General features: G+C 66.9%; 21 protein-coding genes. 11 read left to right on the plus strand and 10 right to left on the minus strand.

The window, feature by feature from the left end:
- Positions 1-22 precede the first annotated feature (22 nt).
- Both ACKN61_RS02900 and ACKN61_RS02905 read right to left on the minus strand, forming a co-directional pair.
- Positions 23-814, minus strand: a complete 792-nt coding sequence (locus ACKN61_RS02900; RefSeq protein WP_408952227.1) for an aldolase — start codon at positions 812-814, stop codon at positions 23-25.
- Positions 815-922: 108 nt separating this feature from the next.
- Positions 923-1,285 carry a gamma-glutamylcyclotransferase family protein gene (locus ACKN61_RS02905; protein WP_408952228.1) on the minus strand — a complete coding sequence of 121 codons (363 nt, stop codon included), beginning with the start codon at positions 1,283-1,285 and terminating at the stop codon, positions 923-925.
- 190 nt (positions 1,286-1,475) lie between these two features.
- On the opposite strand from ACKN61_RS02905, the gene ACKN61_RS02910 reads away from it, so the two are divergent.
- Together ACKN61_RS02910 and ACKN61_RS02915 are read left to right on the plus strand one after the other, a co-directional pair.
- Complete coding sequence (locus tag ACKN61_RS02910; RefSeq protein WP_408952229.1) at positions 1,476-2,540, plus strand: type 1 glutamine amidotransferase domain-containing protein; 1,065 nt, start codon at positions 1,476-1,478, stop codon at positions 2,538-2,540.
- A 249-nt stretch (positions 2,541-2,789) separates the two neighbouring features.
- Positions 2,790-4,433: a hypothetical protein gene (locus tag ACKN61_RS02915; protein WP_408952230.1), complete on the plus strand. Its 1,644-nt coding sequence runs from the start codon at positions 2,790-2,792 to the stop codon at positions 4,431-4,433.
- Between the two features lie 139 nt (positions 4,434-4,572).
- On the opposite strand, the gene ACKN61_RS02920 is transcribed toward ACKN61_RS02915, so the two are convergent.
- Complete coding sequence (locus tag ACKN61_RS02920) at positions 4,573-5,640, minus strand: DUF5694 domain-containing protein (protein WP_408952231.1); 1,068 nt, start codon at positions 5,638-5,640, stop codon at positions 4,573-4,575.
- A gap of 213 nt (positions 5,641-5,853) precedes the next feature.
- On the opposite strand from ACKN61_RS02920, the gene ACKN61_RS02925 reads away from it, so the two are divergent.
- From ACKN61_RS02925 to ACKN61_RS02935, 3 genes are all read left to right on the plus strand, one after another.
- The gene (locus tag ACKN61_RS02925; protein WP_408952232.1) at positions 5,854-7,065 is read left to right on the plus strand and encodes an OmpA family protein; all 1,212 of its coding nucleotides are present in this window, start codon (positions 5,854-5,856) and stop codon (positions 7,063-7,065) included.
- An 86-nt stretch (positions 7,066-7,151) separates the two neighbouring features.
- Positions 7,152-7,358 (plus strand): hypothetical protein, encoded by a 207-nt coding sequence (locus ACKN61_RS02930; protein ID WP_144436486.1) that lies wholly within the window; start codon positions 7,152-7,154, stop codon positions 7,356-7,358.
- Between the two features lie 318 nt (positions 7,359-7,676).
- Positions 7,677-9,788, plus strand: coding sequence for a hypothetical protein (locus ACKN61_RS02935; RefSeq protein ID WP_408952233.1), 2,112 nt, complete (start codon positions 7,677-7,679; stop codon positions 9,786-9,788).
- 82 nt (positions 9,789-9,870) lie between these two features.
- On the opposite strand, the gene ACKN61_RS02940 is transcribed toward ACKN61_RS02935, so the two are convergent.
- Entirely contained in the window at positions 9,871-11,850 is a 1,980-nt protein-coding gene (locus ACKN61_RS02940; protein WP_408952234.1) for a TonB-dependent siderophore receptor, read from the minus strand.
- Positions 11,851-11,938: 88 nt separating this feature from the next.
- On the opposite strand from ACKN61_RS02940, the gene ACKN61_RS02945 reads away from it, so the two are divergent.
- A complete protein-coding gene (locus tag ACKN61_RS02945) occupies positions 11,939-12,835 on the plus strand; it encodes a LysR substrate-binding domain-containing protein (RefSeq protein WP_408952235.1) in 897 nt (298 codons plus the stop codon).
- A 15-nt stretch (positions 12,836-12,850) separates the two neighbouring features.
- On the opposite strand, the gene ACKN61_RS02950 is transcribed toward ACKN61_RS02945, so the two are convergent.
- From ACKN61_RS02950 to ACKN61_RS02960, 3 genes are all read right to left on the minus strand, one after another.
- The gene (locus tag ACKN61_RS02950) at positions 12,851-13,384 is read right to left on the minus strand and encodes a hypothetical protein (protein ID WP_408952236.1); all 534 of its coding nucleotides are present in this window, start codon (positions 13,382-13,384) and stop codon (positions 12,851-12,853) included.
- A 365-nt stretch (positions 13,385-13,749) separates the two neighbouring features.
- Positions 13,750-14,448, minus strand: coding sequence for a DUF1080 domain-containing protein (locus ACKN61_RS02955; RefSeq protein WP_408952237.1), 699 nt, complete (start codon positions 14,446-14,448; stop codon positions 13,750-13,752).
- Positions 14,449-14,526: 78 nt separating this feature from the next.
- The gene (locus ACKN61_RS02960; protein WP_408952238.1) at positions 14,527-15,384 is read right to left on the minus strand and encodes a cupin domain-containing protein; all 858 of its coding nucleotides are present in this window, start codon (positions 15,382-15,384) and stop codon (positions 14,527-14,529) included.
- Positions 15,385-15,494: 110 nt separating this feature from the next.
- Here ACKN61_RS02960 and ACKN61_RS02965 point away from each other — a divergent pair, with 110 nt between their 5' ends.
- Positions 15,495-16,457 carry an alpha/beta fold hydrolase gene (locus ACKN61_RS02965; protein ID WP_408952239.1) on the plus strand — a complete coding sequence of 321 codons (963 nt, stop codon included), beginning with the start codon at positions 15,495-15,497 and terminating at the stop codon, positions 16,455-16,457.
- Between the two features lie 273 nt (positions 16,458-16,730).
- Here ACKN61_RS02965 and ACKN61_RS02970 read toward each other — a convergent pair whose 3' ends face one another.
- Entirely contained in the window at positions 16,731-16,949 is a 219-nt protein-coding gene (locus tag ACKN61_RS02970) for a hypothetical protein (protein WP_408952240.1), read from the minus strand.
- Positions 16,950-17,169: 220 nt separating this feature from the next.
- On the opposite strand from ACKN61_RS02970, the gene ACKN61_RS02975 reads away from it, so the two are divergent.
- The 3 genes from ACKN61_RS02975 (at position 17,170) to ACKN61_RS02985 (ending at position 20,887) form a co-directional block, all read left to right on the plus strand.
- Complete coding sequence (locus ACKN61_RS02975) at positions 17,170-18,771, plus strand: hypothetical protein (protein ID WP_408952241.1); 1,602 nt, start codon at positions 17,170-17,172, stop codon at positions 18,769-18,771.
- A gap of 118 nt (positions 18,772-18,889) precedes the next feature.
- Positions 18,890-19,453, plus strand: a complete 564-nt coding sequence (locus ACKN61_RS02980; RefSeq protein ID WP_408952242.1) for a hypothetical protein — start codon at positions 18,890-18,892, stop codon at positions 19,451-19,453.
- 273 nt (positions 19,454-19,726) lie between these two features.
- Positions 19,727-20,887: a hypothetical protein gene (locus ACKN61_RS02985; protein WP_408952243.1), complete on the plus strand. Its 1,161-nt coding sequence runs from the start codon at positions 19,727-19,729 to the stop codon at positions 20,885-20,887.
- A gap of 107 nt (positions 20,888-20,994) precedes the next feature.
- Here ACKN61_RS02985 and ACKN61_RS02990 read toward each other — a convergent pair whose 3' ends face one another.
- Positions 20,995-21,756: a DUF3472 domain-containing protein gene (locus ACKN61_RS02990; protein WP_408952244.1), complete on the minus strand. Its 762-nt coding sequence runs from the start codon at positions 21,754-21,756 to the stop codon at positions 20,995-20,997.
- Between the two features lie 611 nt (positions 21,757-22,367).
- Between ACKN61_RS02990 and ACKN61_RS02995 the strand changes: the two genes are divergently transcribed.
- Entirely contained in the window at positions 22,368-24,998 is a 2,631-nt protein-coding gene (locus ACKN61_RS02995; RefSeq protein WP_408952245.1) for an excinuclease ABC subunit A, read from the plus strand.
- A gap of 136 nt (positions 24,999-25,134) precedes the next feature.
- Here ACKN61_RS02995 and ACKN61_RS03000 read toward each other — a convergent pair.
- Positions 25,135-25,349, minus strand: a 215-nt coding sequence (locus tag ACKN61_RS03000) for a hypothetical protein (RefSeq protein WP_408952246.1), incomplete at its 5' end; no start/stop codon positions are given.

Consider the following 25,349-nt stretch of genomic DNA (forward strand, 5'->3'; position numbering starts at 1 on the left):
GGAGCCGGATCGGTAGGCAGGATCAGCCGGCGGCGTCGAGGCAGTCGCCGTGCTGTTTGAGCGCGCGACGGGCGTAGTAGGCGAAGGTGACCTGGCTGCGCTTCGGGGTGGAGATCCAGTCGTGGGCTTCGCGCGCCAGCGCCGGCGGCAGCGGTTTGATCTCGCCGGCGGCCATCGCCAGCAACTGCATCCTGGCGGCGCGTTCGAACAGCGCGGCGAGCACGCAGGCTTCTTCCACGCTGGCGCAGGCGACGAGCTGGCCGTGGTGGGCGAGCAGGATCGAGCGCTTGTCGCCGAGGGCTTGGGAGATGATCTCGCCTTCTTCGTTGCCGACCGGGATGCCCGGCCAGTCCTTGAGGAAGGCGCAGTCGTCGAACAACGGACAGATGTCCATGTGCGAGACCATCAGCGGCACCTCCAGCATCGACAGGGCGGCGATGTGCAGCGGATGGGTATGGATGATGCAGTTGACGTCCGGACGCGCGCGATAGACCCAACTGTGGAAGCGGTTGGCCGGATTGGCCATGCCGTCGCCTTCGAGCACGTTCAAGTCCTCGTCGACCAGCAGCAGGTTGCGCTCGCTGATCTCGTCGAAGCCCAGGCCGAGCCGTTGGGTGTAGTAAGTGCCCGGAACTTCGGCGCGGGCAGTGATCTGGCCGGCCAGGCCGGAGTCGTGACCGGCGTCGAACAGGATCCGGCAGGTCAGGGCGAGCTTCTGGCGGGTGGTCCAGGTGTTGTCCGGCAGCAGGTGCTGCATGCTGCGCTTCGCTTTCGCGACCAGTTCGTCCTTGTCTAGCTGCAGGGTGGTGGCCATGGGCTTCCTTTGCGTGCTGCCGTTCGCGTCGCTTCGTGCGACAGATGAGCTGGCGTGTTCGAACAAGCGCCGTCGAATGCCAGGGCGCAGAACATACCGAGTGCGGCTTCAGCTGTCACCCGTCCGGCCGGGCGGCGTGCCCTGTTCGCTGAGCTTGTATATATAGGCGTCGACCGAACCGCCGTCCTTGCGCTTGGCCGTGGTCAGCACGCGCTCGTAGCCTTCGCCCTCGAATGCATCCAGGCGCGCCCAGTGGTCGGGCAAGTGCTCCGATTCGAACAGCAGGCCATCGACCTCGGCGCCGTCCGGGTCGAGGACGATGCCGGGATAGCCGACTGCGGCGCCCCAGCCCTCCTGCAACAAAGTGCCGGTGACGCTGGCCGGCTCCCACGTACCGGGGATGCCGGCAAGGACGTGCTCGTTCGGCCGTCCCGGCGCGAGCGTTCCATAAACGAAAAGTCGGTGGGTCATGGTTCGGTCGGGTTCGGTCGGGTCTTTGGGAGCGCCAAGCTTCGCATGCCTGCGCCGGCCGGTCGCGTCCGCCTCGATGCCTCAGGCGTTCGCACGCGTCGTGACCGAGTCGTCGAGGCGGGCGGAGTTTGAAGTTCGTTTCACATCGGCCGCCTAAGGTGCCTGCGACGGCAATCATGAGATGGCGGCGATGCGCACCGGCTATTGGAAGAAACTGAAGACCGCACTGTTGGCGACGTTGTGCACGCTGTCGCTGTTGGCCCTCGCCGGCTATTGGTATGCCGACGGCTTCCGCCTGGACGAGCAAGCGCTGGCCGATCCCGCCAGCCGGTCGACCGATCTGGCTTTCGTACGAGCCGGCGTCGGCGAATCGCGTGGCCGCATCCTGGCCGTGCTGACCAGCACCGCCGCCATCGGCGCCTCGGGCAAGAAGGCCGGGTTCGAACTGACCGAGTTGTCGCGCGCCTATTACGTGTTCGTCGCGAACGGATTCGAGGTCGACATTGCCAGCCCGCTCGGCGGCAAGCCGCCAATGCGGCTCGACGACGAACTGGTCGCCGCCGACTACGCCTTTCTCAACGATGCGCAGGCCATCGCCAAGCTGGATCGCTCCGTGCCGTTGGCGCAGGTCGACCCGTCCCGTTACGCCGCGGTGTACTTCGTCGGCGGCAAGGGCGCGATGTTCGACTTTCCCGGCCATCGCGAGATACAGCGCATCGTCGGCGCAGTGCACGACCGTGGCGGTATCGTCGGCGCGGTCTGTCACGGCCCCGCCGCCTTGCTGGAGGTGCGTCTCGGCAACGGCCGACGCCTGATCGAGGGCAAGCGCATGACCGGGTTCAGCAACGACGAAGAGTTGTTTCTGCTGAAGGATGCGCGCCGTCTGTTTCCGTTCCTGCTGCAGGAGCGCATCGCCGGCTACGGCGCCCGCTACGTCGAAGGCCCGATCTATCTCGACAACACCGTCGTCGATGGCCATCTCGTCACCGGGCAGAATCCGTGGTCGACCTGGTCGGTGGCCGAGTCGATGGTCGCCGCGCTGGGCCACGCGCCGGTGCCGCGCGAGCGCACCGGCGAAGAGATCGGGGTGCGACTGTTGAGCGTCTATTACCGGGAGGGCCGAGACGCGGCCGATCGCGCCAAGGCCCACAGTGCGCAGGCGGATCGCCGGATCCTGTTGATGCATGCGCTGGTCGCCGCCATGCAGTACCGATGGCGCGATGCCTTCCATATCCAGCGCCTGGCCCGGCCGTGATGCTTGCCTGACGCGATGCAGGCGGTCGCGAACGATCTTTGCGCCGGGCTCGCCATGCAGTTTGTGATGCAGTTTGCGATCAAGTTTGCGGATTCCAGCCGTTCGGCGTCATCGTCCACATGCGATGGCCGTTGCGCTTACGCTTTTGCGTAGTTACAGGACTGCTGTCGAAGCTGCCGCCGAAGCCCAGCCGCATGGCGCCGGAACCGATGACGGTGCAGATCGAACAGCGCAAAGGAGATCGAACACGTGAGCACGAGCGCGCAACTGAAAGTTCTGTTGGACGGGTCGAGTGGGTTCTACTTCACCGATAAGAAAGTCGCCAGCGACATCAATAATTACTTGAAGAAGAACGACCCCGATCTGCTCAGGCAACTGCTGCCGGACAGGGACAGGGAGCTGAAGATAGGCAGGAACTATCCCGCGGCCCTGCTCGACGGAGCCAGCGAAGCAGACCGCGATGCCAGGCAGGTGAAGCTGGCGAAACTGTCCGAGCGGCTGTCCGGCATGGTCGAAGCCAAGGCGCACGGCGGCGAGGCGCTGGCCAAGAACATCTTCGCGGCCGCTCGTTTCCCGGATGGCGACTCCGATGGCAAGCTGACGCGCGGCCAGGTCGAGTCCAAGCTGTACGCGGCCTACGCGCCCGCGCACAACCCGGAGGCGGATGCGGCCACCCTGGTCGCCAGCCCGATGCTGAAAGGCCATCCGGCAACGCGTGAGCCGGGGTTCAAGAAGTTGGGGGCGCAGGAGCAACTCACTGCGATTTCAGCGAAGAACCTGGAAGGGCTCGCCTCCGAGCTCGACAAGTATCAGAAGCTGTTCGCCGCCGATCCCAAGTTGGCCACCTACGACAAGTTGGTCGGTGCCGCGTCGGAGGATGTCTGGAAGCGTTACGGCGGCGGTCTGGCCACGCATGCGACCAACGGCGATATCGCCAGCCATATCCTGCCCACCGCCGACCGTCATGCGATCCAGGGTTTCGCCAAGGGCCTGACCGGCGATACGACTCGCGCGGCCAAGGTTACCCACACCTCCGACACCAATACCCAGCATCTGGCGACGCACGATTACGCATTCTTCAATGTCTACCCGCAGACCAACGATGCCTTGAAGCGCGAGATGCTCGGGGCCACCCGCTATCTGCGCGAGACGCCGGAAGTGGCGTCCTCGGCGATGGCGGCCAAGGCGCAGTCCTTCACCTTCGGGCTGGGCGATTTCACCGCGCCGGAACGGCTCAGCGTGATGACGCTGCGCGACCCGGTATATCCCGCCGGCGGCACCACCGCAGCGGATGCGGGAAAGCGCATGGAGGGCGCCGACGGATTCGCCACCTACGGCGGCGCCGAACCGTCGGCGGGCAAGGCGAAACGTCATTTCGGCACGGAGGTCGACGAGTACGAAACCTCCAGCCGATTGTTCGCCGGCCAAGACGCGAAGAAGGCGTTGACCATGAATGTCCATGTCGGCTTGTACAAGACCTACTATGGTTTGTATCAAGACGTCTTGGCGAACTCGAGCAAAGACCCGGCTTCTTCGGGAGCGAGCCAGGAGGGCGAGGCGGCGAGAGAAAAAAAGCTGGAGCAAGCGAAGGGCAAGCTGGAACGGTTCAGCCATCTGGTCAACGACATCACCGCAGGGCCGCGCCCGAAGACGGACGGGCAGATGGAAACCGCGGAAGATTGCTCGCACCGCCAGGACAAGGCGGCATTGGCGGCGATCAAGTTGTACCAGTACCCGCAGTTGATGGTGTCCGGCCCGGTCGATATCAGCCGGGCGGAGAAGTTCACACCGACCCAAGGCCTGGAGCGGGCGCCGACCGTCGCGCAGGTGGCGCCGGCGGAAACGCAGGTCCAGGCCGGCAACGAGCAGACCCGGCGCGCGATCACGCAGTGAGGCGTGGACGGCCGCGACCCGGCTGGGTCGCGGCCATTGCGCAGCTATCGCTATGCGGCGGCGTCGACGGGCCGGGCTCGCGCCTGGCCCGTCGTCCGCGCCGTTCGCCGCGCTCAGGGCGGCGGCTTACCCAAGTCCTTTACTTCAGGACCTGGCCCGCATCGACGATCTCCACGCCCTGCATCTGTCCCAACAAGTCGTCGAACCAGGGCTTGTGGGTGCGGCCGACGATCGACAGCACGCGCGCGCCGGGACGTTCGCGGAAGGCCTCGCGGATGTTGGCGACCATGCGCAGGTTGCGGGTTTCCCAACCGGCCACGTACAACCGGCCGTAGTGCTCGGGCGAAGTGTCGCGCAAGGCGGAGCCGAAATCGCCGTCGACGACGGTGCGCAAGACGTCCGGGCGGTTGACGTAGCGGTACAGCGCCAGCATGTCGCCGCTCTTGATCAAGGCTTCCTCGCGTTCGAGAATCTGGCCCATCGGTGCGGCGGCCGCTTCCCAGGCGGTCTGGATCGCCTTTCCGTACGCGGCCTCATCGGCGATAGCGACGTTGTCGCCGGTATGGTCGTCGGTCGCATGCAGGCGCTGCAGGCCCAGGCGCGCGGCCAGGCGAGCGCCGATCAGCAGGCTTTCGTCGTTGTGCAGCATCGCCTTTTCGAGCGGCGCGACCAGGACATCGTCGAGGCCTTCGCCGCTGTGGCGCTCGGCCTGCGGCAGTTGCAGCCATTGCACCAGGGCCGAGGCCTTGTCGTTGGCGGCCATGAACACCGCCGCGAGACGGCGGCGCTGTGCGGGCGAGGGCGCCGCCGGCCAGTTCTTCAGCATCTTGTGCGCTTCGGCGATCGCCGCCGGCGCGTCCAGCCCGGTCGCGGCCTTCGCCGCGTCGGTCTTGCGGCAGTACGGCGCCAATCCTTGCGCACCGTAGATCGCCGGATGACGCGCGGCCAGGTCGCATTGCTCGCCCGAGATCGCTTCGATGGTGATGACGTCGGGCTTGAACGCGGCCAGACGATCGATCACCGGCGCCAGAGAGTCGTGTTTGAAGTCCTTCGGCAAGCCGCTGAGGTGCACCGAGCCCAGTACCAGCACCTGCGTGGACGGCCCAGCCATGCGCTGGTCGAGCGTGGACAGGTCGACTTGAGCAAAGGCATCGCCGCAACCGAACAGGCCGATCAACAAACCACAGACAGCAAATGACTTTTGCAAGGTCTTACTCCTGGTGACGACAGTCGGGACGACGAGCCGGCATGGTACTCAGGCGCCGAGGGCGGTACCAGGGAGCGGATCGGCGTGCGAGACGCATTGGGTCGCACGCGATGGCTGCAGCCCCTGGCGGCCCGCTTCGCTCGCCGCCTTCGCTTGCCACTGTCACGGACGTTCGTGTATCTATGCGCCTCGGCTACATCAAGGATGGATGCGATGCGTATTTCAGGATGGGCATTGGCGCTCGCATGCGCGCTGGTCGCCGCCGCCTGCGGCCAGGATCGGGCCGCGGATGTCACGCCCGCGACTACGCCGGATCGAGCAGCGACGACCGCCGACCCGGCAACCGACAGCGAAACCGATGACGAGGCCGGCGCCGATCGCGCGGCCGCCGATGCGTTCCCGGCGATTCCGGTGATCGTGGTGCCGGAGATCGTCGGCGTGACGCCGGCACAGCGGGCATTGGAATCGTCGATGCAGGAGATTCTCGACCCGATCGCCGGGATCAGCGTGAGCCCGGCCCGCTGCGACGCCGGCGGCGGTCTGGTGCGCGACGCCGGCATCACCAGCGTCGACGCGCAGGGCAATCTGAGCCGCAACGGCGATGCCGGCATCTTCCGCATCGCCGCCGACGGCAGCGGCAGCGCCAACTTCGAAGGCGGGCTGGTCGTGGTCAACCGCGACGGCAGCGGCAGCATCAACGGCGGCGAGGACGGCGAAGACGATGCCATCGTCCGCGTCGAGGCCGACGGTTCCGGCAGCTACAACGGGCCGGCGGGCATGATCACCCTGGATGCCAAGGGCGCCGGCACCTGGAACGGCGAGGGCAGCCTGATCCGCAACAACGGCGACGGCAGCGGCACCTGGAACGGGCCCCTGGGCCTGGTCACGATCAACAAGGACGGTTCGGGCACGTGGAACGGTCCGCAGGGATTGATCCGCAACAACGGCGACGGCACCGGCCAGGTCGGCACGCCGGCGCGCACCATCAAGATGGAACCGCTGGCTAAGGTGCCGCCGGCCGGGCGCTTCCCGCCGATCAAGAAGTTCGCCCCGCCGGGCGCACCTTGCGGTTATCTGATCACCCTCAACGACCGGGTCTTGTTCGACTTCGACAAATCCGACATCCGCGCCGACGCGGCCAAGGTGCTCGATGCGCTTGCGGGCGCGCTCAAGGACATCGAATCCGACGGCATGGAGATCGGCGGCCATACCGATGCCAAGGGCAGCGACGATTACAACCAATCCCTGTCGACGCGCCGCGCCGATGCCGTGGTCGAGGCCTTGCGGCAGCGCGGCGCCGCCGCCGACGCCTCGGCCAAGGGCTATGGCGAATCCTTGCCGGTGGCGCCCAACGAGATCGGCGGCCAGGACAATCCGGGCGGGCGTCAGCTCAACCGCCGGGTCGAGATCTTCGTGCGCAGCTGAGGCTGCCGGTGAGCATGGTCGGGCGCATTCTTATCAGTGCTGCCGACCTGTCGTATCCTTCGCGCTTCTTCCAGCGGAGCTAGACAGTGGACTTTGAGACGATCGGAGAAGTGGTGCAGACCGACGAGTTGTCGGACGTCAACCAGCGTCTGCAGGACGGCTGGGTGATTCTCGCGATCGCCACCGGACATCGCGCGGACGGCGAGCCGCGCTTCGCGTATTCGATGGGGCTGCCCTACGAAGACGACGAGGAAGAAGAGGACGAAGACGAGGAAGAAGAAGGCGACGAGTAAACCCTCGCACCTGCTTCGCGTTGCGCTGCGGAGGGCCTCGGCCCTCCGCAGTCGTTTTGGGCCAGGTCGATCGCAGAAGCATCCGGGCAATGGCGCCGCTTATCGGTCCGCCGGGACTGAGCCGTGGACATCCGAATACATGCTTTCGGGGCGGCGTGGTTATGCGTGCAGAACCGCAATGATGGCTTTGTCTTGCGCTTCGGTTTGGCACCATCGAAATACGTGCTGAAAAGGAACCTCTTTCAGGGTGTTCCCTAGGTGCCGGAAGCATCGGGAAGGACTGGAATCGAGCCACACCCACTCGACGAGGCCTCCCCCATGTATCCCGACGGCATACGCCCCAACCGCCTGGCGATTCCGCAGAGCGAACCCGAGACCGTGCCGAATCGAGCGCCTTCGGTTCCGGGCGACGCGACCGCGCCCGTGCAGGCATCGTCGCCGACCGCAGTCGACCTCGCCGGTCGCGGCTATCATCAGGCGCAAGACAATCTCGATGTATTCAATCGTACTTTCAGCGGCCAGGAGGTCAGGAACGATCCCGTCCTTCTGGAGATGCGCGCCGGCTACGAGCAATCGGTAAAGCAGGCTCGTGCCGGGCTAAAGCAGGCGATCGAGACGGAGATCAAGGCCGGTTATCAACGCGAATTCGAGGCGCGGCCGACCGGCGCGGTCTACGACGAGAGCACCATCGACAGTCACGGCAAGGCCATGGCTGCGCGCTACGGCGACGATCCGCAGATGAAGCAGGATGTCGAGGCGATACTCGCCGAGGTCCGGCTCGACTTCGAGGTGAATTCGACTCTGGATACGGCGCGTGCCATGGGCGACCCGCGCAAGGCGCTGGACTACCTGCGCAGCGAGGCGTCCAAGCTGTCACCGGAGGCGCAGAAGAGCCTAGCGGGCAATGACGAAGTGCTCGGCTGGAAGCGGGAACTGGGCAAGCTCGACGGCGAAGCGGTCGCGCGCGCCTGGCGCGAGTTCGAAGCGGCCGAGCCGGGGACTTCCGATTACGATTTGAAGCGCCGAGTTCTGCAGGGCGCGCTGGACGATTTGCGTGCAAACGCCGCCGACCCGGCTTACGCCGAGGCGACGCTGAAGGGCGTGGGCGCCGCCGACTTTAAGAGCTTCGTCGATGGTTTCTACCGGATCGACAGCGCCAACCCGAACATCACGCCGGGTAACTTCGACTTCCTCAAGGGCTACTTCGGCCCGCTCGCGCAGGTGGTGGCGACGGCCGACCGCGCCGGCGTGTTGCCGGCCGATACCAAGAAGGCCTTGTTCGAGTGCGGCCCGGCCGAGCTGGCGTTGTTCCTGCGCTCCGCGCCGCAGACCGAAGGGATGATGCGCGATGCGATGCAGATGCTCCTCAACGGTCCGGGCTATACCCCGGCCGGCAACTTCGCGATCCAGCAGCTCATGGTCGGCATGGATCAGCATCCCCGGCTGATGCAGGAATTGCTGGCCGATCAGAAATCGCGCGACCTGCTGTTCGGCAGCAGCATGTTCGCGCCGAACCGCGGCACCGATTACGAGCAGGACTTCGCGCGCGCCTTGAACGTGGCGCTGACGCCGGGCCAGGGCGATGCGGCCACCCAGCAGAAAGCCTGGACGGCCTTGATCAAGAGTTCCGACGACAGAGATTGGCGCTCGTATCCCAATGGACGAAAAGACGACGAGAAGGACCGTGGCTTCCGCTCGACGATCGACAGCCATCCGCTGCTGGCGCGGGCCATGGCTGAGCAGTTCAAGCTGTACTTGCCCTGGGCTGCGAACCAGCAGGCGCGGGAGTACGGCGACAAATACCCGATCCAGCCCTTGCCCGGCGATGCGCTCAAGCTGGACGCTGCCTTGTCGGCCGATCAGCTGAAAAGCTTTATAGCGGCGATGAGTTCCGACCCCCAAGCCCTGGACAGCCTGCTCAACGAGACGAAGCGTCTGTTCCAGCAAGGTGGCTTGGCGAACCTCACCCCGGAGATGCTGAACTCCAGAAACCGACTGCCCTTGCAGGGACAGTTGCAGGCCGATTTCGCGCTGTTCTCGTTAGTGCTGGCGGGCATCGCGCGCGCCGACCTCGATGAGCTGGGCCGGCGCGACGCCATGGCCGATGCGCTAAAGACCGTGGTCGTGGGCTATGGATTGGCGATAGTGCCTCCGGGCGCCGCGCCCTTCGTCGACATCGCCATTTCGCCGCTGACGACACCGGCCTCCAAGCGTTGGGCCGACCTTATTCAGAGCGTCACCAACGGCGAGCAGGTCGATGCCAAGACGATTTTCGAGTCGACGACCGCGGCGATACGCGAAAGCGTCGATCTGAAAGTCCAGAGCATCGCCCCCGAGCTGAGCGCCGACGAGCGTAAAGGCATGGTCAACGACATGATGGGACAGTACGAGTCGACTTCGCTGCGCGAGGTGCTCGAAAAATATTGGTGAGGAATCGCCAAGGGGCGGCTGCGATGTTCCGCCGATTGACGACCCGAGGCGTCGTCAGTCGGCAGCGGATCACCGTTCGCGATCAGTCCCCCAACGTCAGGCTCAGCATCACCCGGCGTTCGGGCTCGTAGGTCTGGATGCCGCTGGTGCCTGCCGCCCAGGCGTAGCGGTTGCCGGCGTTGTAGACGCGCAACCGCAGCGCCGCCGGGGTACCGTGCCAATCGAAACGGTAGCGCGCGCCGAGATTGACCAGGGTGTAGCCGGGCGTGCGGAATCGGTTCAGTGCATCGGCGGGGCGGGCGCCGTAGTAGTTGGCATCGGCGTCGAGCGACAAGCCCGGCAGGCCGGCGACGCGATAGTTGAGACTCAGCAGCGCCTGCTCGGCGCTGCGCCCCAGCGGGCGTTTGCCGATCTTCGCTGCGTCGATCAATTCGCCGCGCAGCCGCAAGCGCATCCGGGTAAGGCCGGCGACCAGGCTCAAGCGCTCGCTGAGGTTGCCGGCCAGCGACAGCTCGATGCCGCGATGCGAGACTTCGGTGAGGTAGCGATAAGCCGAAGTGCCGTCGAAACCGGGAGACGGCTTCTCGATCTCGAACGCCATCGCGAGCAAGGCCAGGTCCGGGCGAGCCTGCCAGCGCAGTCCCAGTTCGTTCTGCCGTGCCAGGATCGGCGCCAGCACTTCGAAGCGATTGCTGGCGTTCTCCGGCGCGGTCACGCCCTCTTCGATGCCGCGAGTGGTCGCGACGAAACCCGCCCACCGCTCGCCGAGCGGTGCGACCGCGGACGCGTTGTACAGCCAGGCCTGCGAGGAGCGCGATTGGCCGGGGCCCAAGGCCGGCCGCGCGATCTGGTCGATGGCGGCGCGGCGGGCGCCGAGGTTCAGGGCGTAACCGCGTTGGTCGTGGTACTGCCAACCCAGGCCGAGTTCGTACTGATCGATCGCCGCACGCGACTGCGCTGTCGATGTCGCTGTGTCGGGCAAGACTACCGGCATGCGGCCGTCGAGGATCGAGACCGGCCCGATAGCGAGATAGTCGACGCGCGGGTTGCGATAGCTCGATCGCCGCAGACGCGCGAGCAAGGTCAGCTCGTGGCGGCGCCGCTCGCCGGTCCAGTCGTAGCTGGCCATGGCTTCATGGCCCCAGGCCTCGATCCTGCGTCCGCGTGCGACGACGATGGCGGCGTCGGCCTGGCCTTGCGGGGTGACGGCGTTGAACAGATTCAAGTCGGAGCGAGGCCGGTTCACCCCGGAGAACAGGCTCGACACTCGATAGTCCCAGGCGTTGTCGCGTGCGGCGGTGGCGGCGATGAGGCCGTAGGTGCTGTTGCGGGTGTCGTAGCGCGACCACGGCTGGCCGAGATACTTGAGGCGATCGGGCTCCGGCAACGGTTGCGTGCCGGCGGGCGTGAAACCGACGTCGGCCTGATACCGATGCTCGTAACGCGTGAGCAGGCCGGTCAGCTGCCAGCGATCCCCCACCTGCAGCCGCGGCACCAGGCCGAGGCCGTAGTACTCGGCTTCGTTGCCGAAGATGTAGCGTGCGCTGTGCGTGCCGATGAAGCCGACGGCGAGCGAAGCGTCGCGGTCTTTCGATTGCCGCGCCGCATGGAAGCGCAGATACGGGCGCGGATTGTCGTCGCTGAGGTGCTGGAAGCCGAATTCGAGCTTGGTCCGCTCGCGCTCGCCCGGGATCAGGCGGTACTCGACCAGGCCCGAGGGCGCGGGGAAGTCGAGGTCGAGGGCGTTCGGCCCGACCTTGACCTGCACGCCTTCGACGACCGCGTCGGAAGGATTGGCGGCGCGCACGAAATAGGCGCCGTCGAGGCGGTAGTTGCCGGCTTCCTGCAGATTGAAGCCGCGCACCAACGATTCGGAGTACAGCCCGATGCTTTCCTGGCCGATGCGCTGGCCGAAGGCGTCGTCGGCTTTCTGCACCGTTGCTTGCTGCGCTTCGACGGCAGCGCTGCAAAACAGGCCGGCCATGACGAGCAAGCGGCGGGGCAAGCGCAGGCCGGGCCGGGCACGCAGCAGCCAGGGATGCAGCAAGGGCAGTGAGCGCATGGTGGGAGGTTGGGGCGGGAAGGCCTCCATTGAAGCGATACGGCGCTTGTTGACATAGCGCCGCGATCGGTGATGAGCTGTGCGCCGTATGCACAGCTCAAAATCGCTGCCGCCCCTGGACGGCCTGAACGCGGTGATCGCCGCCCGCGATACCGGCTCGTTCACCGCGGCCGCGGAACGGCTCGGCCTGACCCATGGCGCGGTCAGCCGGCGCGTGCATGCGGTCGAGCACTGGCTCGGCACCGCGGTGTTCGAGCGGCACGGCCGCGGCGTTCGGGCGACCCCGGCCGGGCAGCGCTTCATCACCCAGGTCGAGCAGGCTTTGAGCACGATCAGCGACTCGGCCGATCGCTGGCGCCCGCGGCGCGAGTTGCCGGTGATCCGCCTGAGTGTGGTGCCGTCGTTCGCGCGCCTGTGGTTGCTGCCGCGCATGCGCCTGCTGCAGGACGTGCCGGCGCAGCGCCGGGTCGAATTGACCATCGAACATCGTCTGGCCGATTTGTCCGGCGGCGAGGTCGACTTGGCCGTGCGCTACGGCAAGGGCCCGTGGCGTGACGCCTGCGCACAGTTGCTGTTCAAGGAACGCCTGCTGCCGGTGGCATCGCCCGACCTGGCCGCCGAACTCGGCGGCCACCCGGGCGCGAGTCGCCTGGCCGATGCGCCGCTGTTGCACGACTCCGATACCAGCCAGTGGCGTGCATGGCTGAAGGCGCAAGGCGTGGCTTATCGCAGCAAGGCCGCGGACCGGCGCTTCGAAGACTACGATCTGGTATTGGCCGCGGCCAAGTCCGGTCTCGGCATCGCGTTGTTGCGCTCGCCCCTGGCCGACGAAGCGCTCGCCTCCGGGCAACTGGTGCGCTTATCGAAGGCGTGGCTGGCCAATCCGGCCTCGCACTACCTGGTCATGCGTTCGGGCGAAAGCCGCGGCATGGTGTTGGAAGCGGCGGCGAAACTGCTGGCCTTGTCGGCGCCCTTGCGGCGTTGAGCCGGCGCCGGCGTTTTAAAGCAGCTTGGTCACCGACAGCACCACCGGGCCGCCGACCGATTCGACGCCGGTGGTGGAGCAGGCATCCAATTGCGTCTGCAGCAAGGTCACCGTGCGCACCGTGGCGGCGCCGAGAAAGCGGCCGCTGACGATCTGGCCGGATTCGATCCGCACCACTTCGCCGACCGGCCGTTGCGTAACCACGGTGGTGGGTTGGATCACGCTGGTCGTGCCGTCGCTCCACTGCACGGTCAGCGGCGGCGTCGGCGCCGCACCGGAGAGGATTTCGCATGAGAGGTTGGCGGTGCCCGAAGTGCCGTAGCTCGCGCTGGTCACGCCGAGCGGAATGCCGGCGCACGGAGCCAACAGTCCGCTCACCGAGAACGCGACCGGCTGCGGCGTGAAGGTCATGCCGGGATCGTACTCGGCGGTTTCGGTGCCGAGGCAAGTCAGGCTGACGGTTTGCGCGGGCAGCGAGGCGGAAAATCCGAGGGACGACAGAAACAGCAGGGAAGTCAGGGCGTCGGCGATGTTCTTGCGGAGGTTCATGGCGGCTCCTCGGCCGGTACGCCCGGCGGATTCGTTCCACATTCGTCATCGAATGCGCCTAGCGACCGCAGCGGTTGCTTTGAGCGCGGCGCGGCCTGGACTCGCCATCGTTCGGTCGGCGAGGCGTTGAATGTCGATCAGGCGGGCCCACAAGGCCACTCACCTTTTTTCACACTGCGACCGCGATCCGATCCTGGGCCGCGTTCGCGCGCCCCCTGTCTTTCGCTTGGGGCCTGGCCGCGGCGAGTCCGGTTCGTGTCGGCGAGGCGAAGCCCAGGTTCGATCGCTCGACCCGTTGGTTCCGTATCGTTGCGTCCGTCCGCGGGCGCAAAGTCCACGCCTGCGCCGACGTTGCAGGCGCGGCGTTACAGCGGGCGAATGAGGATGTTGCGGTAGGCGACCTCGTCGCCGTGGTCCTGCAGGCCGATCACGCCGCTGCGCGCAGCGGCGAACTCCGGCCAGTCCTTGAACTTGCTTTGCGCCAGCCGCGCGTTCCAGTCCGCCGAGCCGATCCGGTACGCGACCACCTTGACGCCGTTCAACCAGTGCTCGACCTCCGCGCCGCGCACGCGGATACGGGCCTGGTTCCACTCGCCGGCCGGCTTGGCGACGAGTTCGGCCGGCGGATACAGGTCGTAGGCAGCCGAGGCCCAGCGCTTGCGGCCGTTGCCCGCGTCGGGATGGCGCTGGTCGTCGAGCACCTGGTACTCGATCGCGCTGCGGTAGATCGGCGCCTGGGTTTCCGCGGCGCGGTAGAAGATGCCGCTGTTGCCGCCGGGCGCGATCTTCCACTCGATGCGCAGCTCGAAGTCGCGGTAAGCACGGTCGCTGACCAGATCGCCGCCGGGCCCGCTGCGCACGATCGCGCCGTCGATCACGCGCCAGCCGGTAATCGCTTGGCCGCGCTGACCGTACAGATGCCAGCCCTTCAGGCTGCGGCCGTCGAACAAGGGGCTGAAGCCCGCAGGATGTGCGGATGCTTGCGGGGCATCCGCGGCCGCCGCCGGCACGGTCGATACCAGGGCAATGACGAAGACGAGAGCGATGGCGAGCGGTTTCGGCATGATGCGGAAGTCCTGTGGTGCGCAGTTATCGATAGGGATGGTCGCCGGCCGGGGCATCTCCGCTCCGGGCCGCAGGGCTCAGTCGATCGCCGCGGCCGGCACCGCTTCGGCTTTGAGCATCCGCGCCTTCCATGCGCGAGGCGACAGCCCCGTCGATGCCTTGAACGCGCGCGACAAGGCGGCTTCGCTGCCGTAACCGACGTCCATCGCGATCGACTTCAGCGGGCGCCCCCCCAGCAACGACTGTTGGGCCAGGCCGACGCGCCATTGCTGCAGATAGGTGCCGGGCGTGCAGCCGACGCTGTCGCGGAAGGCATTGGCGAACACGCTGCGCGACATGCCGGCGCGTGCGGCCAGCGTGTCCAGGGTCCAGTCGTGCTCGGGCGTTTCGTGGATGGCGACCACGGCATGCCGCAGTTGCGGATGCGACAGCCCGGCCAGCATGCCGACGCGGGTGCGGCCGCTCTCCATCAGGTGGCGCAGCACCTGGATCAGCACCACCTCGAACAGACGGTTGATCAGAGCCTGTCGGCCGCAGCGTCGTTCGAAGGCTTCCTCGAACAACAGCGCCAGCACCGGGTGGCTGCCGTCGATCTCGTCCAGGCCGATGCAGACGAAGGCCGGCAAGGCGGTGGCGATCGGGTTGGCCGCGCCGCCTTCGAACTGCAGGTTGGCGCAAGCCAGGTCGGCGCCGCGCTCGGCGTCGGTGATGAAGCGATGCGCGAGCGGGCGAGGGTAGAGCAGCAGGCTCGGCACCTCGACGCGCAGCCCGGGTTCGCCTTCGTGCACCACCTCGACGGTGCCCTCGCGCACCAGATGCAGCTGGCCGGCGCCGTGTTCCGGCGTGAGGTCGTTGATGCCGCACAGGGCGCCGGCCTGGAACAGGCGGGCGCTGGCGGAGAAGCGTTCGAGCAGGGCTTCGAGGCGGTCGGTCATGGAAATACGATGGGTAAAGTTTTACGGACTATACGTCACGTGGAGTCCTGGCTGAGCCGGCAAAGTATCTCCCACGGGCCCAACGCCCACCCAACAAACCGGAGACCGCCATGACCACCCTGCAACGTTCGCTCGCCCTGTCCCTGCTGAGCTTCGGCATCGCCACCTCGGCCCAGGCCGCCGGCCCCGTCGCTACCGCGTCCGCCGCCTCGACCCAGCAGGCCGCTGCGCTGCGCCAGTCGTCCAATGTCATCGTCACCCAGGACGGCGTCCAGCTGTACTACAAGGACTGGGGCCCGAAGGACGGCCCGGTCGTCGCCTTCAGCCACGGTTGGCCGCTGAGCTCGGACAGCTGGGAATCGCAGATGCTGTTCCTGGCCGAGCACGGCTACCGGGTGATCGCCCACGACCGCCGCGGCCACGGCCGTTCCAGCCAGCCCTGGGACGGCAACGACATGGATCATTACGCCGCCGACCTCAAGGCGGTGCTGGACACCCTCGACGTCCGCGATGCGGTGTTGGTCGGCTTCTCCACCGGCGGCGGCGAAGTCGCCCGTTACCTCGGCCGCTACGGCAGCGAACGGGTGCGCAAGGCGGTGCTGGTCAGCGCGGTGCCGCCGCTGATGCTGAAGACCGCGGCCAACCCCGGCGGCCTGCCGCTCGAAGTGTTCGACGGACTGCGCAAAGCCTCGCGCGAGAACCGCGCGCAGTTGTACCTCGACATCGCCTCGGGCCCGTTCTACGGCTACAACCGCCCCGGCGCCAAGCCCTCGCCCGGCCTGATCGAATCGTTCCGCTCGCAGGGCATGCAGGCCGGCCACAAGAACACCTACGACTCGATCGCCGCGTTCTCGGCGACCGACTTCACCGAAGACCTCAAGCGCATCGACGTGCCGGTGCTGGTGATCCACGGCGACGACGACCAGATCGTGCCGATCGATGCCTCCGCACACGCCGCGGCCAAGCTGATCAAGAACGCCAAGTTGATCGTGTACTCGGGCGCGCCGCACGGCCTGCCGGATTCGCACAAGGACCGACTCGACCGCGATCTGCTGGAGTTCGCCGGCAAATGATCGACGGCGCTTGTCGGTAGTCATCGGCGAACGCAAGCGGCAGCGCAAGGCCCCGGTCGATCCGGGGCCTTGCGCGTTTCGCCGAAGCGAAACCGCAGCAGGGAGGGCTGCCCGCAAGCGGTCTGCGGCCGAGCGTGGAACCCGTGCCGCGACCATGGCCGAATTGTATTTTTTGTCGGTTCTGCCCGGCGGCGAATCGCAGAAAAAATCCTGGGAACTTAGCGCCGGGAGCGGATGCGGACAGGCGGCGGCCGGGGCCGCCATCGAGCGGCATCAGCGCTGCTTGCGCACGGCTTTCGCTTTGGGCGCGCGCGAGCGCCGGCCGAGTTCGGTCGGTCGTTGCGGTGAGCCTTCGCCGTTGAGTTCGTCGGGCACGGCCGCCGAATAGTCGGCGTACACGTTGCCCCACCCGCGCTTCGATTTGCCGTCCCAGACGCGCCAGCCGTCGGCGGGGACGGGCTTGCCGACGTAGCGTCGCTTGCGGGCTCCCATGCGTCGCCTCGAAGCAGTTGCGGAGCGGCAGCGTAGGTCCGCCGCCCAGGCACAGACGGATTCCGTTCTCGAAACCGTGATCCGATTCGCCAAGTCGAAAACCGGCGCTCGGGAATTTCTCGAAACTGGATGTCGCACGACGCGGTTCCGGATTTTTCCATTGGGCGCCCGCCGTAGACAACGGCAACCTGATGCCGCGATTACCGCACCAGGAGAGATCATGAAAGAAGCATGCTTATTGCCGCGCACGGGCAAACCGAGCCTGCGGCTGCTGTTGACGCGCGCCGCATTGTTGGCCGGCGGCTCGCTCGCATTGGCGGGCTGCCCCCAGCAGGAGGCCGCGCCGCCCGCTGCGGCCGCGCCGCTCGAAAACGCCACGCCCGCCGCGGCGCTGACGGTCGGTTCGGCGCCGCCCGCGTCGGTATCGCCGCAGGCCGCCGCGACCGCCCGTCCGGATTCGTCGGTAGCGGCCCCGACCCGCAGCGCGCTCGTCGCGTCGTGCACGCAGGTGAAGCAATACGAAGTCACCTTCGTCCTCGACCGCGCCTATCCCTGCGGCCAGTTCGCCAACGGCGACTACTGGGTCGCGCCGACCGCCGACAGCCTGGGCAAGGTCAAGGTCCTGTCGATCTCGCCGGCCTTCTCCAGCGGCCGCAACGGCTTCGAGGTGAACCCGACCCAGGTCGACCGCCAAGGCTTCGACTCGCGCGCAAGCAACTACCTCCGCACGCTCGTGCCGGCGCTGCCCTATTTGGCCTCGCCGAACCAATCCATCGTCAAGGCGAAATCGCTCTCCACCTTCAACAAGACCGCGCTCGATACCGCGGTGGTGCTGACGGTGTTGGCCGCGCCTCCGGCCGACGGCGGCAGCACCTCGTTCCGTCCGCCGTACTTCGGCCGCAGCAAGCCGTTGTACTCGACCAACCGGCTGCGCCTGGATCGCTTGCCCTCGCTCGCGCCGCTGGCGTCGGCGCCGACCCTGAGTGCACTGTCGGCGAGGTACCAGCGCCTGCAACTGGATCACCAGTTGCATTGGAGCGCCGACGAGATCCATCCGCTCAAGAACATGCCGGACTACGGCGCCTGGATCGCAATGAACTTCGCCGAGGCATCGCTGCGCTTGATGGTCGACGGCGATGCGGCCGAGCGCCGCAAGCTGGCGATCAACATGGTGCAGTACGGCATCGACCTCGATGCCGGGATGCAGGGCGGCTTGCATTTCAATGCCGACGGCGGTCACCGCCACGGCCGCAAGTTGGTGCTGGCCTTGTCGGCGCTGCTGCTCGACGACCCGGCGATGGCCGCGCGCGTGCGCGACTTCCAGCAGGGGACCTTCCAGGAGGACGGCCAGCTGTACGTCGGCGCCGGCGCCGGGCAGGTGTTGTTCGGCGGCCTGTGTTCGGCCGAAGACTACTGGGACAACCAGAACACCGGCGGCAACTCGCGCGATTGCCGCGATCCCTATGGCTACATCGACGGCGGTCAGGAACCCGGCGCCTACTATCAGATGTGCTGCACGGCCAAGGGCTACAAGGCCATCGCGCTGGCGTTGCGCTTGATGCCGTCGCTGCGCTGCATCTGGACCGACGACAAGATCCTGCGTTACGCCGACCGTTGGGTGAACCACGGTGCCTGGACCCAGCCCGACCCCTACCAGCCCAACGGCAACGGTGCGCTCGACAACAACCCCTCCGACGGCACCGGGCGCTGGCCGGCGCTGCACGGCGCCGCTCGCGACGGGGGCTACTACGGCAGCGAGTTCGCCGATGCGATGTGGACCGCCTACCGCGCGCAGGCCAGCGATACCTATAGCTGTCCCTGATCGAGGCATATCCGCATAGCGCCCGACGATAGCGGTCGGGTGTGAAACCATCGAAGGGCCGCTCCATTCGTGGAGCGGCCTTTCTTGTTTCGGGCGGGCCGCTCGATACCGCGATGCGATGTTTGCGCCGGCCGGGACCGCGGGCGTCGCGGCGAGCGCAAGGCTAAGCTGGTGGCAGCCGACAGACCGGCGGCCTCGCCGCGATCACATGAAAATTCCGATGCTCATCGCCTGCGCCTTGCTCGCCGTGACCGGTTGCGCCAGCTTCTCCGGCGGTCGCCGCGACGACGATTTTTGCCGCGAAATGGCCAAGTTCGCGAACGCGACGGCGCTCGGCAGTCAACGCGAGGTCGAGTTGCTGACCAATTGGGCGGAGTGGAGTAAAACGTGCCAGCACGGCGGCTATCAGCCGGGCATGCGTTTCTGCCAGTGGTTGATCGACAACACCTCGACCGAATTCGCCGACGCCAATATCCGCAGAGCGCTGAGCTGCCTCGACCCAGGCATGAATTATGCAGGCAGTGGGCGCGTTTCCCTGAGCTACCTGACCGGAAAGATCGAGTCCTACCACGCTGAAGGTGCCGATGACGACGTGCGCATCGAAGTGGAGTACGCGGACGGCATCGAGGGGCAATGCCCGAAGCTCAAGATCACCGCCGAGCGCTGGGTGCTGGACGAGTGAGTCTCGTTCCTGCGCAGGCACGGCGGCAGCGGTGCGGGCGCGCGGATAGCGCGGCGACTGCGAAATCGCCGGGATTCTTGCTATGTTGCCGGCTCCGAGGGCCGCGCCGCACCGAGGCCGAAAGGCACATTCGCGGGCAGGCCATCGGTCTTTCAGGGGGAGGGCGCAGCAGCGCCCGGCCGATAGGGAACATCCAGGGGGCAGTATCCAATGAAGCAGTCGATGCAATCGGCCCGTCGCGGGCCGGTAGGTTTTTTTCGTGCGCGGATCGCCATGGCGGTGGCACTGGCCGCCCACGGCGCGGTAGCCGCGGCCAAGCCGCCGGAGCCTTTGCCGTATCCCTTGGCGCCTGAGCTCGCGGTCGAGTTGTACCTGACCCAGACCGAGCTGACGCCGGTCAGCGGGGTCTCCAGCCCCGTCGTCGACCCGGTGATGATGAATAACCTGGTCGCGAATTACGGCACGGCCGGACTGGTCGGGGGCTTGATCGGCGGCCTGATCGTCGGCGCCATCATCCAGAAAGGCGCGAACGACGGCGCCAAGTGGGGCAACGAGGTCGTTGGTCCGTACGATTACCGGACCTCGATGGAGGCCAGCCTGCGCGCGGCGCTCGTGTCCGGCGGCATCACCCCGTCGCCGGTCATCAAGCTGGTACTGCCCGAACCCAAGCCGGAGTCCAAGACCGAACCAGGCGCGGCCGCGGTCAAGCCGGCGCCTGCCAGCAAGGGCCCGGTGGCATGCACGAACCCGGTGCTGCGTCTGCGCCCGCTGCGCTGGGTGCCGATGAACGGCACGCTGGCGACCGGGCTCAATGCCAGCTTCTACGATTGCGTGCCCGGCAAGAAGGGCGGGCTCGAAGAGAAGCTGGGCTGGTCGCGGGGCTACCAGGTATCGATGCTGGCCGACGCCGAGGCGATGCCGCGCCAGCAGCAGAAGGGCTATGTCGAAGGGCTGGAGCCGGTGCGCGTGCACCAATTGCTCGACCATTCCGCGGCCGAAGTGGCGGCGATGTTCGCCTACGAGTTCTCGCAGGAAGGCCGGGTCGAGCGCGAGCAGAAGGTCAGCGTATGGAACGGTCTGCGGCAGATACGCGCCGGAGAGCACTGGGTCTGGAACCGCCATCGCCACGCGATGTTGCCGGACATCCTGGGCACCTACCGGCTCAGCGACGCCTCGATCGTCGCCTTCAGCGCCGACGCCGCAGCGCCGGCGACCGCCGTTGCGGCGCCCGCGACGCCTGTCGTCAGCGACGCCGTGGCTGGGCCGGCTGCGGCGGTCGCTCCTACAGCTCCTGCGGCACCTACAAGTGCTGCGCCTTCCGCTCCTGCGGGTGCCGTAGCTCCCGCGGCCCCGCTCGTGCCTGCGGCACCCGCGCCGGCCACGCCCGAAGCCTCGGGCCCGGCCACCGGCGGCGATGCCGTGCAGGGAGGCTGACCGAGGGCATGGCGGTGCCCGGCGGTCGGCCGGTCTCGCTTGCCGCGATAACAGCAAAGGCCCGCAATGCGGGCCTTTGCTGTTTGCGGATGCCGCATTGAAACGCGTTACTCGCTCGGCGATGCGTATCCGTCGAGGTTGCTGACGATGTTCATGCACTTGCCGGTGCTGTCGCAGGCGGCGTGGGCGATGTTCTTGTCGTTGCAGTTGCCGTAGGTCTTGGTGGTCTGGCTGGTCGCCGGCAGGTTGCCGTTGGCCACCGGCAGGTAGAACACCGAGGATTGCGCGCCGATCACGTTGCACGAGGGCAGTTGATTCGCGCCCTGGCTGTATTCCTCGACGAAGCTGACGGTCTGGCTCTTGAAGCCGCTCCAGGTGGCCGGGATGTTGATCGTGGCGACGGTGATGCTTTCGCCGGTCATCAGGTCGGTGACGACGCCGGTCACCTTGGTCGAGGCGCGGATCACGTCGACCTTGTACTTGTGGCCGGGCTTCCAGTTCCACTTGATCTGGCACTGCACGCCGCTGCCTTCGTGGGAAAAGTGGCCGCAGCTGGCGCGGCTCGATGCATCCCAGCCGCTGGCGAGCCAGATCGAGAAGTTGAGCCAGCGCTGGCCGCTGCGGTTCTGCAGGCCGATGTAGCCGCCGTCGCCGCCGTGGAACCAGAACTGGTTGGCCCAGTAATAGTTCGAACGCGAGCCGCCGTCGTGGTTGACCTGATCGTAGAAGGTGAGCTGGTTATAGCCGGCGGTGGTCGCCGGCCAATGCGCATCGGTGCTGACGATCCCGCCCACGACCACGGCCTGCGCGGTCGGCCCGATCAACATACATGCTGCTGCGATCAGCCCGGTCAGAGCTAGCTTCTTCATTGCGGTTCCTCTTGCGGATGGGGCCGCCCGCGAATGCGGGTCGGTGCACGGCCTGGGTGCAGCGCGAACCTAGCGGTCCGCTGGGCACAGTGGAACGGCCGATATCGTTGTCATCCGGGAATGCGGCGGTAGCCGATCACGGTATCGATCATTGCCTCGCGATCCGCGCGTGGCCGGGTCACGAAGCTGTCGCGAAATATCCGTGGCGACCTCGGATATCGACGCCGTCGTCCTGTTTTCGCGGCGATGCGTCGACCGCAGGCGCTTTCGTTGAAAGACAACGGTGTCTTCAGCGCGGATGCCCCGTCGAGCCGATCGCAGCGCGTTGCGACTGGGCGGCTGTCGCCGTGGATGCATCGGGCGCGCTGGCTCGGGCGGTGGGTTTCGCATCCGGCGATGCTTTAAGACTTCTTAGTCCGTTTCGCAGCACCGTCTTGCCGGGACAGTCGCAGCGGGCATGTCCGAGGTCGGTGCGAACGCGGCTAAGCGCACACGGAGGTGCGCAGCGCCCTCGCTTCGGCCGATTCGGTACAGCGCCTTGCCCCCCAAGCGCGCCGCGAGCGGGTATCTTCACCGCCCTCCCGCGTCTGCAATGCTCCAATCGAGCCCCTATGGCCAAGAAACAGCTCCGTCGCGACCCCGGTTTCGACGCTTTCGTCCGTGTCCGCGGCGCGCGCGAGCACAACCTCAAGGACATCGACGTCGACATCCCACGCGATGCGCTGGTGGTGTTTTCCGGCGTGTCGGGTTCGGGCAAGTCCTCGCTCGCTTTCGGCACCCTCTATGCCGAGGCGCAGCGGCGTTACCTGGAATCGCTGTCGCCGTACGCGCGGCGCCTGATCGATCAGGTCGGCGTGCCCGACGTCGATGCGATCGAAGGCCTGCCGCCGGCGGTGGCTTTGCAGCAGCAACGCGGCAGCCCGAACGTGCGTTCGACGGTGGGCAGCGTGACCACCTTGTCGAGTCTGCTGCGCATGCTGTATTCGCGCGCCGGCAGCTACCCGGCCCAGCAGCCGATGCTGTACGCCGAGGACTTCTCGCCGAACACGCCGCAGGGCGCGTGTCCGAATTGCCACGGCCTGGGCTATGTCTACGAAGTGAGCGAACAGTCGATGGTGCCGGACCCGTCGCTGAGCATCCGCGAACGCGCCATCGCCTCGTGGCCGCCGGCCTGGCACGGACAGAACCTGCGCGACATCCTGGTCACCCTGGGCTACGACATCGACAAGCCCTGGCGCGATCTGCCGAAGAAGGATCGCGAGTGGATCCTGTTCACCGAGGAGCAGCCGTCGGTGCCGGTGTATGCCGGCTTCAGCGTCGCCGAGACCCGCGCCGCGCTGCGCCGCAAGGCCGAGCCCAGCTACATGGGCACCTACATGGGCGCGCGTAAGTACGTACTGCATACCTTCGCCAGCACCCAGAGCGCGCTGATGAAGAAGCGCGTGTCGCGCTACATGATCGGCGCGCAATGCCCGCTCTGCGACGGCCGGCGTCTGAAGCGCGAGGCTTTGTCGGTGAGCTTCGCCGGGCTCGACATCGGCAGCCTGTCGCAGCTGTCGCTGGACCGGATCGCCGAGGTGTTGAAGCCGGCGGCGGAAGGCCGCTTCGATGCCCCGGCGAGCGGCGCCACGCGCAGCCGCGCGGCCGGCCGCAGCGCCGAAGCCAAGCGCATCGCCGCCGGCGGGCTGGCGCATGCCGGCAGTTCCGACGTGCGGCGCACGCCGAATCTGTCCGAGGAAAAACGCATCGCCGCGCAGCGCATCGCCCACGACCTGGTCGAACGCATCGGCACCTTGCAGGCCCTGGGGCTCGGCTATTTGGCGATGGACCGGGCCACGCCGAGCCTGTCGCCGGGCGAATTTCAACGGCTGCGCTTGGCCACCCAGATCCGTTCGAATCTGTTCGGCGTGGTCTACGTGCTCGACGAGCCTTCGGCCGGCCTGCATCCGGCCGACAGCGAGGCCTTGCACCGCGCGCTCGACCAGCTCAAGGCCGCCGGCAACACCGTGTTCGTGGTCGAGCACGACCTGGAGACCTTGCGTCGCGCCGATTGGCTGGTCGATGTCGGCCCCGACGCCGGACAACACGGCGGACGCATCCTCTACAGCGGCCCGCCCGAAGGGCTGCGCGAGATCGAAGCTTCGCGCACCCGGCCGTATTTGTTCGATCTCGTTGCCGCCGTGCCGCGGCCGCCGCGCAAACCGTCGGCCTGGCTGGAACTGCGCGGCCTGCATCGCAACAATCTGCACGGCCTCGACGCGCGCTTTCCCTTGGGCGCGTTCACCGCGGTCACCGGCGTGTCGGGTTCGGGTAAATCGAGTCTGGTCAGCCAGGCCTTGGTCGAACTGGTCGGCGAGTACCTGGGCCACGAGCCGGTGCCCGAAGAGAGCGACCACGACATGCCGCAGCCCGGCCCGCTCGCGCGAGTGTCCGGGCGGTTGCACGCCGGCGCCGACGCGATCAAACGCCTGGTCAACGTCGACCAGAAACCGATCGGCCGCACGCCGCGCTCGAACCTGGCCACCTACACCGGCCTGTTCGATCACGTGCGCAAGCTGTTCGCCGCCACCGCGATGGCGAAGACGCGCCGCTACAACGCCGGGCGTTTTTCCTTCAACGTCGCCCAGGGGCGTTGCGACACCTGCGAGGGCGAAGGCTTCGTGCAGGTCGAGCTGCTGTTCATGCCGACCGTATACGCGCCGTGCCCGACCTGCCACGGCAGCCGCTACAACGCCAAAACCCTCGAAGTCGTGTGGAACGGACGCAACATCGCCGAAGTGCTGGCGATGACGGTCGACGAAGCGCTTGAGTTCTTCGACGGCGAAGCGGCGATCCGCCGCTCGCTGAGCCTGCTGCGCGACATCGGCCTGGGTTATCTGCGTCTTGGGCAGCCGGCCACCGAACTGTCCGGCGGCGAAGCGCAGCGCATCAAGTTGGCGACCGAGCTGCAGCGCAGCCAACACGGCGACACCTTGTACGTGCTCGACGAGCCAACCACCGGCCTGCATGCGGCCGACGTCGACAAGCTGATGGCGCAGTTGCACGGCCTGGTCGAGGCCGGCAACACCGTGGTCGTGGTCGAACACGAGATGCGTGTGGTTGCCGACGCCGATTGGGTCATCGACATCGGCCCCGGTGCGGGCGAGCAAGGCGGACAGATCGTCGCCAGTGGCACGCCGCAACAGGTCGCGCGATCGAAGGCAAGCCGGACCGCGCCGTATCTGCGCGAAGTGATGGCTTGATCATCGGCACATAAGCTCGATCGGTACGCGATCGGCACCTGTAGGAGCGACGTGAGTCGCGACCGCGTACCTGGCGGGCGCGCCGTCACTTGCACGGAGCTCCAGGGTAGGAGCGGCGCGAGCCGCGACCGCGGATCTACGGCTGCCGACGCGGGTAATCGTTGCGGCGTGGTCGCGGCTTGTGACCGAAGGGAATCCAGACGGACTCTTGTTGCTTATGACAAAAGAAAGTAACCCGCCGTTTTAGTGGCGGAAGCTTTTGGCGTTTGATCGTGATCTTTTTTCTGAAGAAGCCATAAGCAAGAGCAGAGCTTCCGTCCGCTAACGCGGCCGGGTTACTTTCTTTTGCTA

The sequence above is a fragment of the Lysobacter sp. Hz25 genome, assembly GCF_046097045.1.
GTDB lineage: Bacteria > Pseudomonadota > Gammaproteobacteria > Xanthomonadales > Xanthomonadaceae > Lysobacter > Lysobacter antibioticus_B.